The organism is Shewanella sp. 125m-1, assembly GCF_052977065.1.
Genome location: NZ_JBRILT010000004.1, coordinates 1 through 15,400 on the forward strand (window position 1 = coordinate 1; position 15,400 = coordinate 15,400).

10 protein-coding genes are annotated in these 15,400 nt (G+C 46.4%); 4 read left to right on the forward strand and 6 right to left on the reverse strand.

What is annotated here, in order from left to right:
• Both ACVBIK_RS03020 and ACVBIK_RS03025 read left to right on the forward strand, forming a co-directional pair.
• Nucleotides 1-1,890 (forward strand): efflux RND transporter periplasmic adaptor subunit (locus tag ACVBIK_RS03020; protein WP_447169072.1); only part of this gene is annotated, 1,890 nt, incomplete at its 5' end.
• 13 nt (nucleotides 1,891-1,903) lie between these two features.
• Nucleotides 1,904-5,053: an efflux RND transporter permease subunit gene (locus ACVBIK_RS03025; RefSeq protein ID WP_447158966.1), complete on the forward strand. Its 3,150-nt coding sequence runs from the start codon at nucleotides 1,904-1,906 to the stop codon at nucleotides 5,051-5,053.
• A 113-nt stretch (nucleotides 5,054-5,166) separates the two neighbouring features.
• Here ACVBIK_RS03025 and ACVBIK_RS03030 read toward each other — a convergent pair whose 3' ends face one another.
• Nucleotides 5,167-5,949, reverse strand: coding sequence for a VOC family protein (locus tag ACVBIK_RS03030; protein WP_447169073.1), 783 nt, complete (start codon nucleotides 5,947-5,949; stop codon nucleotides 5,167-5,169).
• Nucleotides 5,950-6,577: 628 nt separating this feature from the next.
• Between ACVBIK_RS03030 and ACVBIK_RS03035 the strand changes: the two genes are divergently transcribed.
• Nucleotides 6,578-7,300 carry a GGDEF domain-containing protein gene (locus tag ACVBIK_RS03035; RefSeq protein WP_447169074.1) on the forward strand — a complete coding sequence of 241 codons (723 nt, stop codon included), beginning with the start codon at nucleotides 6,578-6,580 and terminating at the stop codon, nucleotides 7,298-7,300.
• Nucleotides 7,301-7,379: 79 nt separating this feature from the next.
• Here ACVBIK_RS03035 and ACVBIK_RS03040 read toward each other — a convergent pair whose 3' ends face one another.
• Both ACVBIK_RS03040 and ACVBIK_RS03045 read right to left on the reverse strand, forming a co-directional pair.
• Nucleotides 7,380-8,603, reverse strand: a complete 1,224-nt coding sequence (locus ACVBIK_RS03040) for an HlyD family secretion protein (protein ID WP_447169075.1) — start codon at nucleotides 8,601-8,603, stop codon at nucleotides 7,380-7,382.
• The gene (locus ACVBIK_RS03045) at nucleotides 8,596-8,943 is read right to left on the reverse strand and encodes an MFS transporter (protein WP_447169076.1); all 348 of its coding nucleotides are present in this window, start codon (nucleotides 8,941-8,943) and stop codon (nucleotides 8,596-8,598) included. The genes ACVBIK_RS03040 and ACVBIK_RS03045 overlap by 8 nt, the downstream gene beginning before the upstream one ends.
• Before the next feature lie 94 nt (nucleotides 8,944-9,037).
• Here ACVBIK_RS03045 and ACVBIK_RS03050 point away from each other — a divergent pair, with 94 nt between their 5' ends.
• Nucleotides 9,038-10,099 carry an AraC family transcriptional regulator ligand-binding domain-containing protein gene (locus ACVBIK_RS03050; protein ID WP_447169077.1) on the forward strand — a complete coding sequence of 354 codons (1,062 nt, stop codon included), beginning with the start codon at nucleotides 9,038-9,040 and terminating at the stop codon, nucleotides 10,097-10,099.
• A gap of 59 nt (nucleotides 10,100-10,158) precedes the next feature.
• Here ACVBIK_RS03050 and mtr read toward each other — a convergent pair whose 3' ends face one another.
• From mtr to ACVBIK_RS03065, 3 genes are all read right to left on the reverse strand, one after another.
• Nucleotides 10,159-11,415, reverse strand: coding sequence for a tryptophan permease (gene mtr, locus ACVBIK_RS03055; protein WP_447158971.1), 1,257 nt, complete (start codon nucleotides 11,413-11,415; stop codon nucleotides 10,159-10,161).
• Nucleotides 11,415-13,838, reverse strand: a complete 2,424-nt coding sequence (gene plsB, locus ACVBIK_RS03060; RefSeq protein ID WP_447158972.1) for a glycerol-3-phosphate 1-O-acyltransferase PlsB — start codon at nucleotides 13,836-13,838, stop codon at nucleotides 11,415-11,417. The genes mtr and plsB overlap by 1 nt, the downstream gene beginning before the upstream one ends.
• A 253-nt stretch (nucleotides 13,839-14,091) precedes the next feature.
• Entirely contained in the window at nucleotides 14,092-15,393 is a 1,302-nt protein-coding gene (locus tag ACVBIK_RS03065; RefSeq protein ID WP_447169078.1) for a hypothetical protein, read from the reverse strand.
• Between the last annotated feature and the right edge of the window lie 7 nt (nucleotides 15,394-15,400).

The window sequence follows — 15,400 nt, forward strand, 5'->3', positions numbered from 1 at the left end:
CCAGAATGCAAAATGTTCCTCGTTAAAGATGAAGAGCAAAGTGACCACTTAGCTGACGGTAGCCAACATGCTAAGGCTGCAGTCGAAAACTATTACTGCCCTATGCACCCTGACGTGACCAGCCATGAGCCCGGTCGCTGCCCAGAATGCAAAATGTTCCTCGTTAAAGATGAAGAGCAAAGTGACCACTTAGCTGACGGTAGCCAACATGCTAAGGCCGCAGTCGCAAACTATTACTGCCCTATGCACCCTGACGTGACCAGCCATGAGCCCGGTCGCTGCCCAGAATGCAAAATGTTCCTCGTTAAAGATGAAGAGCAAAGTGACCACTTAGCTGACGGTAGCCAACATGCTAAGGCCGCAGTCGCAAACTATTACTGCCCTATGCACCCTGACGTGACCAGCCATGAGCCCGGTCGCTGCCCAGAATGCAAAATGTTCCTCGTTAAAGATGAAGAGCAAAGTGACCACTTAGCTGACGGTAGCCAACATGCTAAGGCTGCAGTCGCAAACTATTACTGCCCTATGCACCCTGACGTGACCAGCCATGAGCCCGGTCGCTGCCCAGAATGTAAAATGTTCTTGGTGAAGGAAGAGGAAGAAGAAACTCAAATCGATGAGCATGCGGGTCATAACCATGCTGCGCAGCCAGCCGAGTCGACTCCGCAATCTAACGCAGAAAAAATACTTAACCATCCCAAGCCAACACTTATGCCTGCGGCGCAAACTAACAACGATGGCAACATCAAATATGTTTGCCCCATGCATCCCCATGTGGTTTCTGATGTGCCGGGCACTTGCCCAATATGCGGTATGGATCTTGAAAAAATCACCGTCGGCGGCGTCGCTGAAGAGGTAGTTGTTGGCGTATCTGGTGGTATGCAACAAGCACTCGGTATGCGCAGTGAGAAAGTCACTAAGGGCACACTTTGGAAACTGGTCAAAACCATTGGCACAGTTGAGTACAACGAAAACGCCATCGGCCATAGCCACACCCGCGTTAACGGCTGGATTGAAACCTTGATGGTGCACAATGTCGGTCAGCGAGTTAAAAAGGGGCAGTTACTGTACGAGCTATATTCTCCGGAATTAATCAATGCTCAAGACGATTATATGCAAGCGGTCGACTACCTTAAACACGATAAGAGTCGAGGCCAAGATCTACTGCGTAAGGCCCGTTTACGCCTGGAGTTATTAGGCGTAAGTTCCAATACGATTAAACAGCTAGAACGCACCCGTAAAACCATCTATCGCGTGCCATTTTATGCAGAGCAAGATGGCTTTATTAGCAAGTTAACCGTTCGCCATGGCATGTATGTTCAGCCCGGTGATACCTTGTTTGAAATCGTCGACTTAAGCAGTGTATGGGTCATCGCCGATGTATTTGAAAATGAGCAAAGCTGGTTAGAACAAGGCCGACCTGTGGAGGTCACCTCTGCCGCTCAAGGACTTTTCGATATCGAGTCAAACATTGACTACATCTATCCCGAACTCGACCCCGTCTCGCGGGCGATGCGAGTCAGAATAGAGTTAGACAACCCAAACAAATTACTCAAACCGGGTACCTTAGTGGACGTAAAACTCTTTGGTGGCCCAAAGCGAGAAGTGCTGTCGATCCCAACTGAAGCACTCATCCTCACCGGTCGTGAAAACCGCGTGGTAGTGCAACGTGATGATAACCGCTTCGCCTCAGTTCCGGTCAAAGTGGGCATGATAGCCCAAGGCAAGGCTGAGATTATCGAAGGTCTACAGGCTGGTGATAAAGTGATTGTCTCTGGTCAATTCTTATTGGATTCTGAAGCCAGTATCCAAGGGAGTTTACAGCGCTTAAGTGGCAGCAACAGTGGCAGCGATAGCAAGGCTGCTAGCGATCCACACGCAAACCATTAATCGGAGGCTATCTATGTTAGAAAGAATTATTAGCGCCTCGATTAAACAGCGGGCGATGGTGTTAGTGCTTACTGCGGTGATAGCCTTAATCGGTTATCAAGCGATGCGCATAACACCGCTAGATGCATTACCTGACTTGTCTGATGTGCAGGTTATCGTAAAAACATCTTATCCGGGACAAGCACCACAGCTCGTTGAAGATCAGATCACTTACCCGTTATCGACAGCCATGCTGGCGGTACCGGGCGCGAAAACCGTTCGCGGCTTTTCCATGTTTGGTGACTCCTACGTCTATATCATTTTTGAAGATGGTACCGACATCTATTGGGCGCGCTCGCGGGTTTTAGAATACCTATCACAGACCCAAGGACAGCTGCCAGATAGCGTTACACCAACCTTAGGGCCCGATGCTTCAGGTGTCGGCTGGGTGTTCCAATACGCCTTGGTTGACCGTAAAGGCAAACACGACTTAGCCCAGCTGCGATCCTTGCAGGATTGGTTTTTAAAGTTAGAGCTGCAAAGCGTGGCTGGCGTATCAGAAGTGGCCACGATTGGTGGCATGGAGCAGTCCTATCAGATCATTGTCGACCCACATAAATTAGCCCTGTATCAAATTGATTTAATGACGGTAAAAAATGCCCTCGATAACTCCAATAGCTCCACTGGTGGCTCTGTTATCGAAATGGCTGAAGCCGAATATATGATCACCTCATCGGGTTACCGCCAAACCTTGGCAGATTTTGAGGAGATCCCACTAGGGATCGTGTCAGAATCAGGCACACCCGTACTGATGAAAGACGTGGCGCAGCTGCGCACCGGTCCTGCTGCACGTCGCGGTATTGCCGAGCTTAACGGTGAAGGCGAAGTCGTGGGGGGCATTGTGGTAATGCGTTACGGCGAAAATGCCCTCGCGACCATCAATAATGTTAAAAACAAGCTCAAAGAAGTAGAGAACGGACTCCCCGATGGCGTTGAGTTAGTGATCACTTACGATCGTTCTGAACTCATTCTCAACTCGGTCGATAACCTCATGCACAAGGTGCTAGAGGAGATGCTCGTTGTCGGTGTCATCTGCTTGATCTTCTTACTGCATGCTCGCTCGACCTTAGTGGCGATAATCTCACTACCCATATCGATTCTAATCAGCTTTATCGTAATGAATATTATTGGCGTTAACGCCAACATCATGAGTTTAGGCGGTATCGCCATCGCTATCGGCGCCGTGGTAGATGCTGCCATCGTCATGGTCGAAAACACTCATAAACATCTGGAGCACTATCGAGAAAAGCATAACGGTGCAACGCCCACAGGTGAGGCTCACTGGGAGTTAGTGCGCAAAGCCTCGGTGGAGGTTGGCCCGGCACTGTTTTTTAGTCTACTGATCATTACCTTAAGCTTTGTTCCGGTATTTGCCCTGGAAGCGCAAGAAGGTCGCTTATTCCACCCGCTAGCCTTTACTAAGACGTTTGCTATGGCTGCGAGTGCGATATTGGCGATTACCTTAATTCCGGTATTGATGGGCTATTTCGTTCGCGGAAAAATTCCCGATGAACGTAAAAACCCGATCAGTCGATTCCTCATTGCGATTTATGAGCCCGCGTTACGCTTGGTGTTACGCTTTCCTAAAGTCACCATTTTGCTAGCGATGCTCGCCTTAGCAAGCGCTGCCTATCCGATGAGTAAAATGGGCAGTGAGTTTATGCCAGAGCTTGAAGAGGGTGATTTGCTCTACATGCCAACAACCCTACCCAGTGTCAGTGCTGGTAAGGCAGCAGAGATCTTGCAGCAAACCGATAGACTGATTAAGACCGTCCCCGAAGTGAAGCGAGTATTTGGTAAAGTGGGACGCGCCATGACAGCAACGGATCCAGCCCCTTTAACCATGCTTGAAACCACCATCATGCTTAATCCTCGTGATACTTGGCGTGATGGTATGACCCTTGAAGGGATCATTGCTGAACTCCAAAAAACGGTGAAAGTGCCGGGAATGACCAATGCCTGGGTACAGCCAATCAAGACCCGTATCGATATGCTTTCAACCGGTGTGCGAACGCCTGTGGGCATAAAGATATCTGGCGCAGATATCGATGAGCTGCAGCGCATTGGTACTGAGATTGAAGCGGTAGTCAGTCAATTGCCTGGCACTGCATCGGCATTTGCTCAGCGCACCAGTGGTGGTCGTTATATTGATATAGAGCCCGATCTAAAAAATGCAGCGCGTTACGGAATGACCTTAAAAGACATTCAAGACGTAGTGCAGATGGCCATTGGCGGTATGCAAGTCGGTCAATCGATTCAAGGCCAAGAGCGCTACCCTATCAATATCCGCTATCCAAGGGAGCTACGCGATAGCATTGAAAAGCTCGAAGACCTGCCTGTATTAACCAAAACAGGTAAGTACTTACCACTGGGCAACCTTGCTAGTATCACCATTAGCGACGGTGCGCCTATGCTTGCCAGTGAAAACGGCCGCTTAATTAGCTGGGTATTTGTCGATTTGAAAGATATCTCTATCGGCGAATACATAACAACAGCAAGGGCCGCACTGGATGAGCAGATAAGCTTACCACCGCGTTATAGCTATAGCTTTGCTGGCCAATATGAATATATGCAACGCGTTGAAGCCAAGATGCAACTCGTGGTGCCGCTGATGTTAGCGGTCATATTTATGTTATTGATGATGACCTTTAGCTCATTTACTCAAGCTTCGGTGATCATGTTAAGCCTTCCGTTCTCACTCGTAGGTAGTGCGTGGTTATTGTACTTTTTGAACTTTAACTTCTCTGTCGCTGTATCGGTGGGAATGATCGCGCTTGCTGGTGTTGCTGCCGAGTTTGGCGTGGTGATGCAGGTGTATTTAAATAACAGCATCAAGGATCGTAAAGAGGCTGGGCAATACAATAAGCGCAGTGACTTATGCGAGGCGCTTATTCATGGTGCGGTCATGCGTATTCGCCCTAAAGCGATGACAGTAGCCACAATCTTCTTTGGATTGCTGCCCATCATGTGGGGCAGTGGTACGGGGAATGAAGTGATGCAAAAAATTGCCGCGCCTATGGTTGGCGGTATGGTTACTGCCCCCTTGCTGTCGCTGTTTGTTATCCCTGCGATCTACTTACTGGTGTACGGCCGCTCTTTAGCTAAAGACCAAACTAACGAATAAGTTAAAGAGTTAGGGAGCCATACATAAACAGGGTAGCAAATTGCTACCCTGTTACTTTTAGTTGCTGCTAACTGCTGATTGCTGATTGCTGTTAGTTATTTTAGTTATTAATGCTAATTTCCCATTCGCAGTTCAATAATCGAAAAAAAACCACCGCTTGGATCGTTAATCACAGCAAAACGACCCACATTAGCAATATCGGTTGGTGCCACGCAGACTTTACCGCCGAGTTGCTCGACTTTGGCGGCTTTGTCATCACAGCTATCAACGGTGAAGTACAACATCCAATGGGCGGGCATATCCCCCCACTGTGCTGTCATCGCCATCATGCCGCCCACATCTTGGGCGCCGACTTGCCACTCGGTATAGTCCATGCCTTCCATATTTGCCGTTCTGGAACCCCAGCCAAAAATATGCGGATAAAACTTTTTAGCTAGCTCAGGATCGCGACAAGCAAGCTCGACCCAGCACAAGGTATTAGGCTCTGCCGCTCGCTTGGCGCCGATATGATTTTTAGCTTGCCAAATAGCAAACCTTGCACCTTCTGGATCTTGAATGATTGCCATACGCCCGGCTTCGCCCACATCATGGGGACCAATAATCAAGGTGCCACCCGCCCCAGCAACATCAACGAGGGTAGAGTCGAGATTTTCAACCGCAAAGTACACAGTCCATTGTGTTGTATCACCGTTAGCAATCATCTCTTCGGGCAACTGGTACATGGCGCCAATATCATCGCCATCGATTGCCAACATGCTATAAGTACCTTGTGGAATGGGCATATCGATAATTTCCCAGCCAAATAGACCGCTATAAAACGACTTGCTGCTATTGATATCCAAAGAGGCTAACTCAACCCAACAGGGCTGCCCTTGAAAATACTGGTCAACGTTCATCACTTTTGTCCTTCTTAGCTCAATCCTTTGAGTTAAGACCGATTTTGCCAGGCTGTCCAACTAGCGGCACTAATTAGCGAGTAACGACGACATTACATAGGGGAATGAAACTCAAGTTTTAATGGATCAACTATAATCTAGATCCCGTCATTATCATGGAGGATTGGCAGTGCTAGTATTAGAGCGGAGCTTGCGCTATCTCCTCGTCCCAATTGTCATCACTTTTCTCTATATAGTGGTCACACAGCAATTAGCCTTCGTATGGCAAGAGTGGTTACCCAGAGCCAACGAACTGCCCTATTATTTGCTGTGTATTTCTGCGCTGCTAGCACTGCAGTTTAATTGTTGCCGTCTCAGCTATCTGTCTTTACTGCTATTGATTTACTACTCTATTGAGTCAAACGCCTCATGGAGCCCCGAACTTGCGCTGCTTAATCGACAACAAACCCTCCTTGTTGGTACTTTAATTATTACGTTTTTCGCTATAATTAAGGACAAACCACTATTTTCATTAGATTTTTTTAAAGTAGTTCTAGGGGTTGGACTATGTTTTATTTTAACCCTGGCATGGAGTGCCATTATCACTTCTCTAGGATCTTTCAGTACTAAGCCACTGGTTAACATACTTATGTCTGCCTATCTCCCCATCGGGATCGCATGCCTAGTGCTTTCTGTTTTCACCGTTTGGCGTGCGACTGGCGTCGATTCGGCCATTATGGTCACGCTATTTATCTGGTTGTTTCACTTCTACTTACCCAATGAACTCCCGCTGTCCATCCTGCTATCCATATTGGCCATCACATACTTAATCTCCCTCCTGGTTAGGAGTTATGATTTGGTTTATCGGGATGAGTTAACCGGGGTGGGCTCCCGTCGAGCACTTAATACGATGGCGGCATCACTGAGTAAACATTACAGCCTCGCCATGGTCGATATTGATCACTTTAAAAAATTTAATGACACCTATGGCCATGATGTCGGTGATCAAGTATTGCGCTTGGTCGCAATGAAACTGAGCCAGGTAAAAGGAGGCGGTAAAGTCTTTCGCTATGGCGGAGAGGAGTTCACCATTGTTTTTGCCAATAAAGATATCGAACTCGTATTGCCTCATTTAGAAGCTATCAAGCAAAAAATCAGTCACTACAATATTGTACTGCGGAATCATAAACGTAAGACCAAGACAAAATCAGATAGGGAAACCAATAACAATCAACATCCTGTAGTGAATATAACCGTCTCTATTGGGGTTGCCCAGCAGTGTGGCGACACCTCATTTGAGCTCACCTTAAAGCAAGCTGATACTGCACTTTATAAAGCGAAAAATAATGGTCGTAATCAGGTATTTGCTTAAACTTTGCTTAACCATATATTTTCGATATCAGCATAACCCCAAGCCGATGACTTGGGGTTAAACCGAATTGATATGCAAGTTAAATAGAGTAGAAGTAGTAGATTTGTGACTTCATTCTTATCACGATACCGCGGATAACATCTAAAAAGGCTAAGAACTCTATCGGTTTCGTACCAGAGATCCACGCCAAACCCACCGAACCAACGGGGATATCGTAATCTCCTGTTTCGGTCAGTTTGAGTCTGACAAAGTGATGCTTATTATTTAGGTTTTGCCCTGTGGTTTGCCTAACATTGTCATCTAAAGCAACCAAACGACCTTGGGCTTCCCCTGTCGCCTCTACAATGCCCTCGACTTCAGCGCTAAATATCTTGCCTGGGTAAACCGCTGAAGCAAACTCAGCGAGCTGACCAACTTTAACATTACGAATAGCCTGATGATTTACCCGCATCAACACATACTTTTCATTAGTGTACATCTGCATACGTGGTGCGACACCAATGTACTGGCCCTCACGCATAATAAAGTTAGTCACGTAACCATCGGCTGGAGCATAGATCTTGGTGTTATCTAGATTCCACTGCGCCTGAGCGACATGTTCACTTTCACTATCTAGATCTGACTGACGGCTCAGCACTGCTAGACGAGATTTTTCGATATTTAGCAGCGCTGTATGCTCTGCCATCTGCGCCTTTTCAATTTGGGTTGCGTAAGTATTTACCTGTGCCTGAGCCAGATCGACCGCTGTTTGTTGCTCATCCAGCAAACTCTTAGTGACGGTATCTGGTACGACTCGGTTCTGCTCAATATAGCGCGCTAAAGTTTTTTGCTTCCACGCTAAATCTTTAGTGGCTGCCTTAAGCTGATTTTTAGTGATGCTGACATCGGCAATGGCGACCTCGTGTTGCTTTAATGCCAATTTGACATCTTCTTTCGCCAGCGAAAGCCCTACGTTTGCGCTTTCTTTCGCGACTAACGCCATATTTAACCCAATTTGGTACGGCTCAGCATCTAAGTCATAGACCAGCTGACCCTCTTTTACCTGCTGATTAGGCTGCACATAGATATTGTCAACGTTGCCTCTTATCTGCGAGTTGGCTGGGCGCAACTGAATATGGGGCGATTGCACCAAAGAACCACCCGAGAGATCCATCGGGGTATAATTGAGTAACCCCACCCATACAAACATCAGCCAGCCCGTCCCTCCTAAATAGGCAAAAGCCTTACTGTAGGTGTTCCATGGCATACCGACTAGGCGCAGTAGATAAATAAACAGTGCCCATACCGCTAATCCCTCAAGCATTCGTTTGCTCCTCTTTGGCAGTCATATCAACCTGCTCTGTCACCGATTCTTTCTCGCGCCACACATCTCTAATTCGGCGCAGCGCTTTTTCACCGTCGACAAAAGCGATGATGACCGCAATAACCCATACCCAATTCCAAATAAAACCTATCCAGGTAAGCGCGGTAATCAATCCTATTTGGTGATGTTGCTCCTTATGCGCTTTATTAATTGGCATGTCATGAATTTTCCAAAATCCAAATGCAGCAGCCGCTACCGTAAGCACCATGACCACTGCAGCAACACTATGTAGCGCGGTATCAACTCCTGAATCAACGAATGGCATGCTGAACAAGCTCATAAAAAACCTCAAAAAGTGTTTTGGCTGCGTAGTTTGCCTTTTCTTTGCCTCACCACAAGATGAAGTACACTTATATATCATTTTACGTCACTTTATGATTCAATTAGGTCATCAGTCTCCTTGGGTATTCACTATGTTGCTTAATACGGCCTTTATCCGCTCTTGCTATATCGCTTCGGTGTTAAAGGGCGTTGAGGCTCATTATGGCGTGACGCCAGCCGATTTAGGGATCCCGGCGCTGCTGCTTCAAGACAGAATGACGCTGATCCCTTTTACGCAAGTGTCGAAGTGGTTTGAACAAATAGAGAGCCTGACTGCTGAAGCGGGTTTTATGATGAAAATTCAGCAACACCTGACTTTAGAAGGGTTAGAAGTTCCCGGGAATTGGTTTTTAAGCGCCCCCGATCTTGCGATCTCATTTCGGCGTATCAACCATGGAGTTTGTTGCTTTCAGTCTGGTGCGAGCTATTACGCTCAGCAGTCGGGGAAAATTTTAAAGTGGTGTTACTGCAATCCTTTTGTCAAAGGTAAAGCCCGATCTCACGACTCTCTACGAGTGGCTTTGACCCTGTTTAACGCCATCAAAAACTATGTTGGCGATAATTATAGCCCACGTAAAGTGCGCCTGAGTGGCTCTCCAATTCAACATGCTGAGATTGAGGCGCTATTTGGTTGCCCAGTCACTTGGAACGCGCCACAAACTGAGATCTGGCTAGGCATTGATCAGCTGTTAATGTTTACCGACGACTACAGCTATATACCTGAACCTCCTACGGCGTCGATTCCGCTGTATCAGCTAGAAAACTATTTAAATATGCCTCAGCCTACAGACACGCCTAAGGTTCTCTACGAGATGGTCAATTATTCACGTTATTATGGCTTACCCAGCGTGGATACGGTGGCCAACCTTTTCAATATTTCGCGCCAACAAATGCAAAGACGATTGCAAAAACTCGGCTTCACTTTTACCTATCTATCTGGCTATATTCTGTGTAATCAGGCGATAAAATATATGCTGGAAGGCATGGATATTGCTGAGATAGCGAGCCGACTCGGTTATGCCAACACCCATAGTTTTAGCCGGTCATTCGCTCGTTTTCGCCGTCAAACACCTACCCAGTATCTGCATAAGCTAAATCTCAAGAAGAAAAGCTAAAAAGCAAAAAGCCTCTGTAACAGAGGCCTTTGATATAGGTCGATTCAATAGCAATAAATCTAGCCGTAAACGGGTAACACTCCAGCCATAGCCAGTAAGTGACAAGCACCTGTCACCAAACCAAATATAATCACCAGTATGATTAAAGGTGTACCGCCTGGGACGGTAAAGCTGTCACTGCCCGCAAACATCTTACGTGACTTATAGGCCATCATAGCCGGCACTATCGCCGCCCAAATAGTGGCTGCCAGCGCTGCAAAACCAATCGCAACCAAGAAACCGTTCGGGAATAAAATACCCATGATTGTTGGTGGAATAAAGGTTATCGCCGCAGTTTTTAAGCGCCCACTACGTGACTCATCAAAGCCAAAAAGATCGGCTAAGTAATCAAATAAACCTAAGGTTACCCCTAAGAAAGATGACGCAACGGCCAAATTAGCAAATAGGCTCAACATGGTGTTTAACCAACTACTGGCCATCACTTCAGATAAGGCACCAACCAGCACGCCCATATTGCCGCCCTGAGCGATAATGTCGATAAATTGGCTACGCGGGATATTACCCATGGTCGCCATTAACCAGCAACTATAAATAACAAGCGCAATAAAGGTACCAATAAACAGTGCCTTAATAATTGTTTTTGGCTCTTTACCGTAATACTTAACTAGACTGGGTACGTTACCGTGATAACCAAAACTCGCTAGTCCAAAAGGCAGCGCAGCGAGTAGATACGGCGCGTAACTTTGCTCGCCATCAGGCATAAACAGCTTTGTGGTATCGATATCGATCAGCAGATTACCTACCGCAAGGAAGAAGGTAATAATCATCCCGCCCAGCATCACAGTGGTGATCCTATCGACCGCTTTGGTACTGATAATCACGATGCTTGCCAATACTGCGGCAAACACTAAACCTGCAACACTTTGCGGCAAATTAATGCCGAGCCCTGCAAGGCTATGGTTCACAATGGAACCGCCACCGCTGATATAAGCATAAGTCAAAATATAGAGGACAAATGCTATCGACAGGCCGTTAACGATACGCCAAAACTGGCCTAAGGTGGTTTTAGTTAACGTATCGAAACTCGCTCCAGGTTCAAAGTGCAGGTTAGTTTCGAGCAACATCAAGCCCGACACCAGCATGCAAAACCAGATCCCGACTAGCATCAGCATCGAATAACCAAACCACATGCCCGCGCCAACAACTGGTAACGAGAACATACCAGCGCCAACCGTGGTGCCAGCAATGATCATGGCTCCACCTAGCAGCGACTTACCTGCAGCCTTATTTTTAGCTGCATTCATATGATTTGCCATTAAGCAATCTGCTCCGCATGCACACTATCTACGATAGTTTGTCGTACAGATGAACGTAACAACAAGTTAGCCGTCTCTTTTATACGTTTGATATCACTACACCCTTCGCTATCAGCTAGGTACCCTAGCTCTTTTAATTTGACGCTCAGCGTAGCGTATAACTTCTTATCATAAAATTCTGGTGCAGTAATACCGTGAAGTGCGCCTAATCTTTGTGCCAAGCGGTGACTGTCTTTCTCAAGCTCTGAACGCTCCATATTCGGCTTAACTTCAAGTAAGTTAAACAAAATTGCATAACGTTGCATGGTTTCACTGACAGTGCCTGACAAGAGTAGCAACTGGTTGATACTGCTATCCACAACAGCAAAACTCTCCGTTTCAACAACCAAGCCTTGAGCCACGAAGATATCGAGGATCTGGTTAGCGTACTGAGTAGGATCTGTAATCCCCATAAACAGCTCAGCTTCAAGCAGCGGATAGAAGTCATTAACGATACTGATGACATCTTCACGACGACAGCTCTCTTTACGCAGCAAACAGGCAGCGATTAAAGAAGGGACAACCATAAGGTGAATGATGTTGTTGCGATAGTAAGTCATGGTAATCGCAATGCTTTGATCGATTGAAATGATATCGCCTAGCGGATCGCTTTCAATCTGCAGCTTTTTAAGCTCTAAACCTTGAGACACCAAGTCATTACCAGTCCCTTGAGGTACTGAAGTATATTCAGTATATGGTCGCTCTTTTAGCAAGGTTAAATACAAGTCTAACTGCTTCTCTAACTGAGTTCGCTCTAAGGCATTTTGTTCAGAAGCGAGCAACACCATACTGGTTAACGTCACTGAGCTCACCGCTGCAGCATCGTTAATATTGGTCATTACCTGATTTGCCAAAGTATTCACCACAGGCGTTAACCAGGTTGGCTTTTGATCTGGATCTTTAGCAATATCATCGCGCCAGCTAGGCGCCTGTTCATTCAAGAAGTTATGTAAGGTAATTGGCTTACCGAAATTCACATAACCTTGACCAAAATTACCTAACTTACGAATAGCACCAAAAATCTGCCAAACGGATTCTTTCTTTTTCTTTTTACCACTCAATTCTTTGTGATAAGTCGCCACTTCCATTACATGGTCATAGCCTAGGTATACAGGCACTAGCGTCACAGGGCGCTCAACACCGCGCAGCACACTGTTAAGTGTCATCGCGATCATGCCCGTCTTAGGTGCAAGCAAGCGACCGGTACGCGAGCGACCCCCTTCAGTGAAATATTCTACCGAGTAACCCTTAGCAAATAACTGATCTAGATATTCACGGAACACGGCAGTGTAGAGCTTATTACCACCGAAACTACGACGAATAAAGAAGGCACCGCCACGGCGAAATGCAGGGCCTGCAGGCCAGAAGTTAAGGTTAATACCGGCAGCAATATGCGGCGGTACCATACCTTGATAATAGAGGATATAAGACAGCAGTAAGTAGTCCATATGACTACGATGACACGGCACATAAACAATCTCATGACCATCGTGATGCAACTGCCTGACCTGCTCAGCACCCTTAATATTGATGCCTTTATAAAGCTTGTTCCACAGCCAGGTTAAGAAGCGCTCGGCAATACGCACTAAGCTATCGGAGTAATCTGCAGCCACTTCATCTAGATACTCCATCGCCTTAGCGCGTGCTTCTGCTTCAGAGATTTTCTTACTTGCCGCTTCCTCTTTAATCGCTTTAGTAATCGAATCGGATTTAAGTAAAGCGTGGAATAGCGCCTGACGCTTAGGCAGCTGAGGACCCGTCATCACTTTACGCTGACGCTCGAAGTGCGCTCGCGCGACACGAGCAAGTTTTTGGGCAATACGTTTATCAGTGCCGTGCTCATCCGCCATATAACGTAATGAAACGGCATTAGAAAACTGTACAAAGTTATGACGGCCTAAAAATAAAATCATTAGGCACTTGCGTAACCAGGTCGGGTTTTGACGCTCAAGAACCGCAGCGCGCATAGTGTCGTCTTCTTTACCTGGAGTACGTCCCCAATAAAGACTGACTGGCACTAATTGAATGTCTAACTCGCGGTTCTGCTTATGAACGCTGAGTAACCTTTTGAAGCTATCAATGTACTGCTCTCCGCCTTCACGCTGACCAAAAAGAGGCTTGCCTCCTTCTAGACAAACAACTCTAGGCGATCGGATACCATTGACCTCCAAGTCCTCATAAGGGCTTGGTAAGCCGAGTTTAGCCGTCATTTCGCTAAGCGCTGCAATGTCACTGACAGATTCAGTTTTCATTACATAGGCTAGGGGCTTGCTCGGATCGAGATTGAGATCGTCAAATGGATCGTGAGGCACCACGACAGTGTGAACGAGTTTACGCTGCAACCAGCGTAAAGATTTGAACCAAAGAGAGTCTTGTTTGGACATATTTATATGCAATGTTAGTCGCTTCTAATAAGCCGCTAGAATACCAGATATTTAAATAGTTTGCGCTATTCTCTTATCCCAGCGACGAATCAAAGCTGTATATTTATAGAACAATGACTTACAGCAATAACCCCGCATAACAGACTAATAATTAAGCATTAAATTGTATTCACTCTGGTTTAACCACAGAACACACCAAAGACCGAATAACATACGATTTAACTTATCGTTAGCTTAAGGCCGAACGTCGGCTTTAAAAATACCAAGCAAGCTGCGCGTAAAGGGATAACTCGAAGCTAAAATACTGACCAGTCGCTAATTTAAGCCCACCATACTCAGTACCATTAGCGCCGATAGGCAAAGAAAGCGCCGAGGTAAAACGCACATCATCGCTGACACTATGTTGACTCAGTAACTGATATAAAGCTGAGTTGTCTGACATATTATAAAACAGGTTTTGCGATACAGACCAAAGGGGACTCATCTCGATATAAAGCCGGCTCGCAAGGTAATCTTGCGCCAAATTATACAGTTCACCCCGCTGAACTCTGGCCACCAGCTCAGGATGCAACCTAAGTGACTCTGGGCTGTAATCTCCATCACTAATGCCAAGACCATTGTAGAAATACTCTACGGTTCCAGTCATATTGTTATCAAATCCAACCCAAGAATAACTCACATTACTGACTAAAGAGAGATAACTCTCATCGCCCCAGGTGGCAACAATATCCGTTGCCCAAATCGCCCCCCCTAAGCTGATGGCGCTAGCGAAAGCCGCAACGGTATCCTCATAGTGTTCGGCTAACAAAAGGTCATACTCATGAACATAATTAATAAAGCCGTGATATTTAACGGCGGCAGTCGCGACATCAAAAGTGACCTCAGAACGATTATTTCGACGAATCACATAGGCCGCCTGCAAGTCGCTGCCATCTTGCAGCAAATGCTGGCCATACAAGATGTCATCGCCAGTTTTATACTCCTTATCAAGTGCGGTCGGGTCGAATGGGTTTACAAAATCCATAGGATTAAAAAACTGACCATTACCCCAGGTAATCGCCTGACGGCCAAACTTAACCACATTGTTATTGGTTTGATAACCCACCAAGGCCCTATCTAAACGTTGAACCATCGCAAAATCGCGATGCTCAGCGAGGGGAGCGGTGAGATTGAAGAGTCGTTGATCATCATTAATAATCGAACTAAGACTGAGATAGTTATTCCCCCATGTGGAAGTTTGGTAGCGGCGCTCTCCATAGCCGGCAAGCAACTGATAATCGGCTTCGACTAACCAGCCAGATTGCCATTTGCTGCCAAGGTGATAACGAAACTGCGCGGTTTGATTGACCTGAGTCTGGCCATAGAGTTGCTGATAAACACTTTTGTGAGTAAAAGCATAGCCGTCTAGCTCATACTTAAGGTGCCCATGATGTTCAATTTCTGCAGCGGCCAGAGGAAGCAAGCAATCGCCAAGCCCCACAAGAAAGATAACAGCAGTGAGCTTTTGCCAAAAAACGATGTTAAATATCCGCCTGCTGTCATCTATGTTCGCCATAAGCCCT

Bases quoted from the DNA above. Each gene is read 5' to 3' on its own strand.
- ACVBIK_RS03025 (WP_447158966.1), top strand. From the start codon at position 1,904: ATGTTAGAAAGAATTATTAGCGCCTCGATTAAACAGCGGGCGATGGTG.
- ACVBIK_RS03030 (WP_447169073.1), bottom strand. From the start codon at position 5,949: ATGAACGTTGACCAGTATTTTCAAGGGCAGCCCTGTTGGGTTGAGTTA.
- ACVBIK_RS03035 (WP_447169074.1), top strand. From the start codon at position 6,578: ATGTCTGCCTATCTCCCCATCGGGATCGCATGCCTAGTGCTTTCTGTT.
- ACVBIK_RS03040 (WP_447169075.1), bottom strand. From the start codon at position 8,603: ATGCTTGAGGGATTAGCGGTATGGGCACTGTTTATTTATCTACTGCGC.
- ACVBIK_RS03045 (WP_447169076.1), bottom strand. From the start codon at position 8,943: ATGAGCTTGTTCAGCATGCCATTCGTTGATTCAGGAGTTGATACCGCG.
- ACVBIK_RS03050 (WP_447169077.1), top strand. From the start codon at position 9,038: ATGATTCAATTAGGTCATCAGTCTCCTTGGGTATTCACTATGTTGCTT.
- mtr (WP_447158971.1), bottom strand. From the start codon at position 11,415: ATGGCAAATCATATGAATGCAGCTAAAAATAAGGCTGCAGGTAAGTCG.
- plsB (WP_447158972.1), bottom strand. From the start codon at position 13,838: ATGTCCAAACAAGACTCTCTTTGGTTCAAATCTTTACGCTGGTTGCAG.
- ACVBIK_RS03065 (WP_447169078.1), bottom strand. From the start codon at position 15,393: ATGGCGAACATAGATGACAGCAGGCGGATATTTAACATCGTTTTTTGG.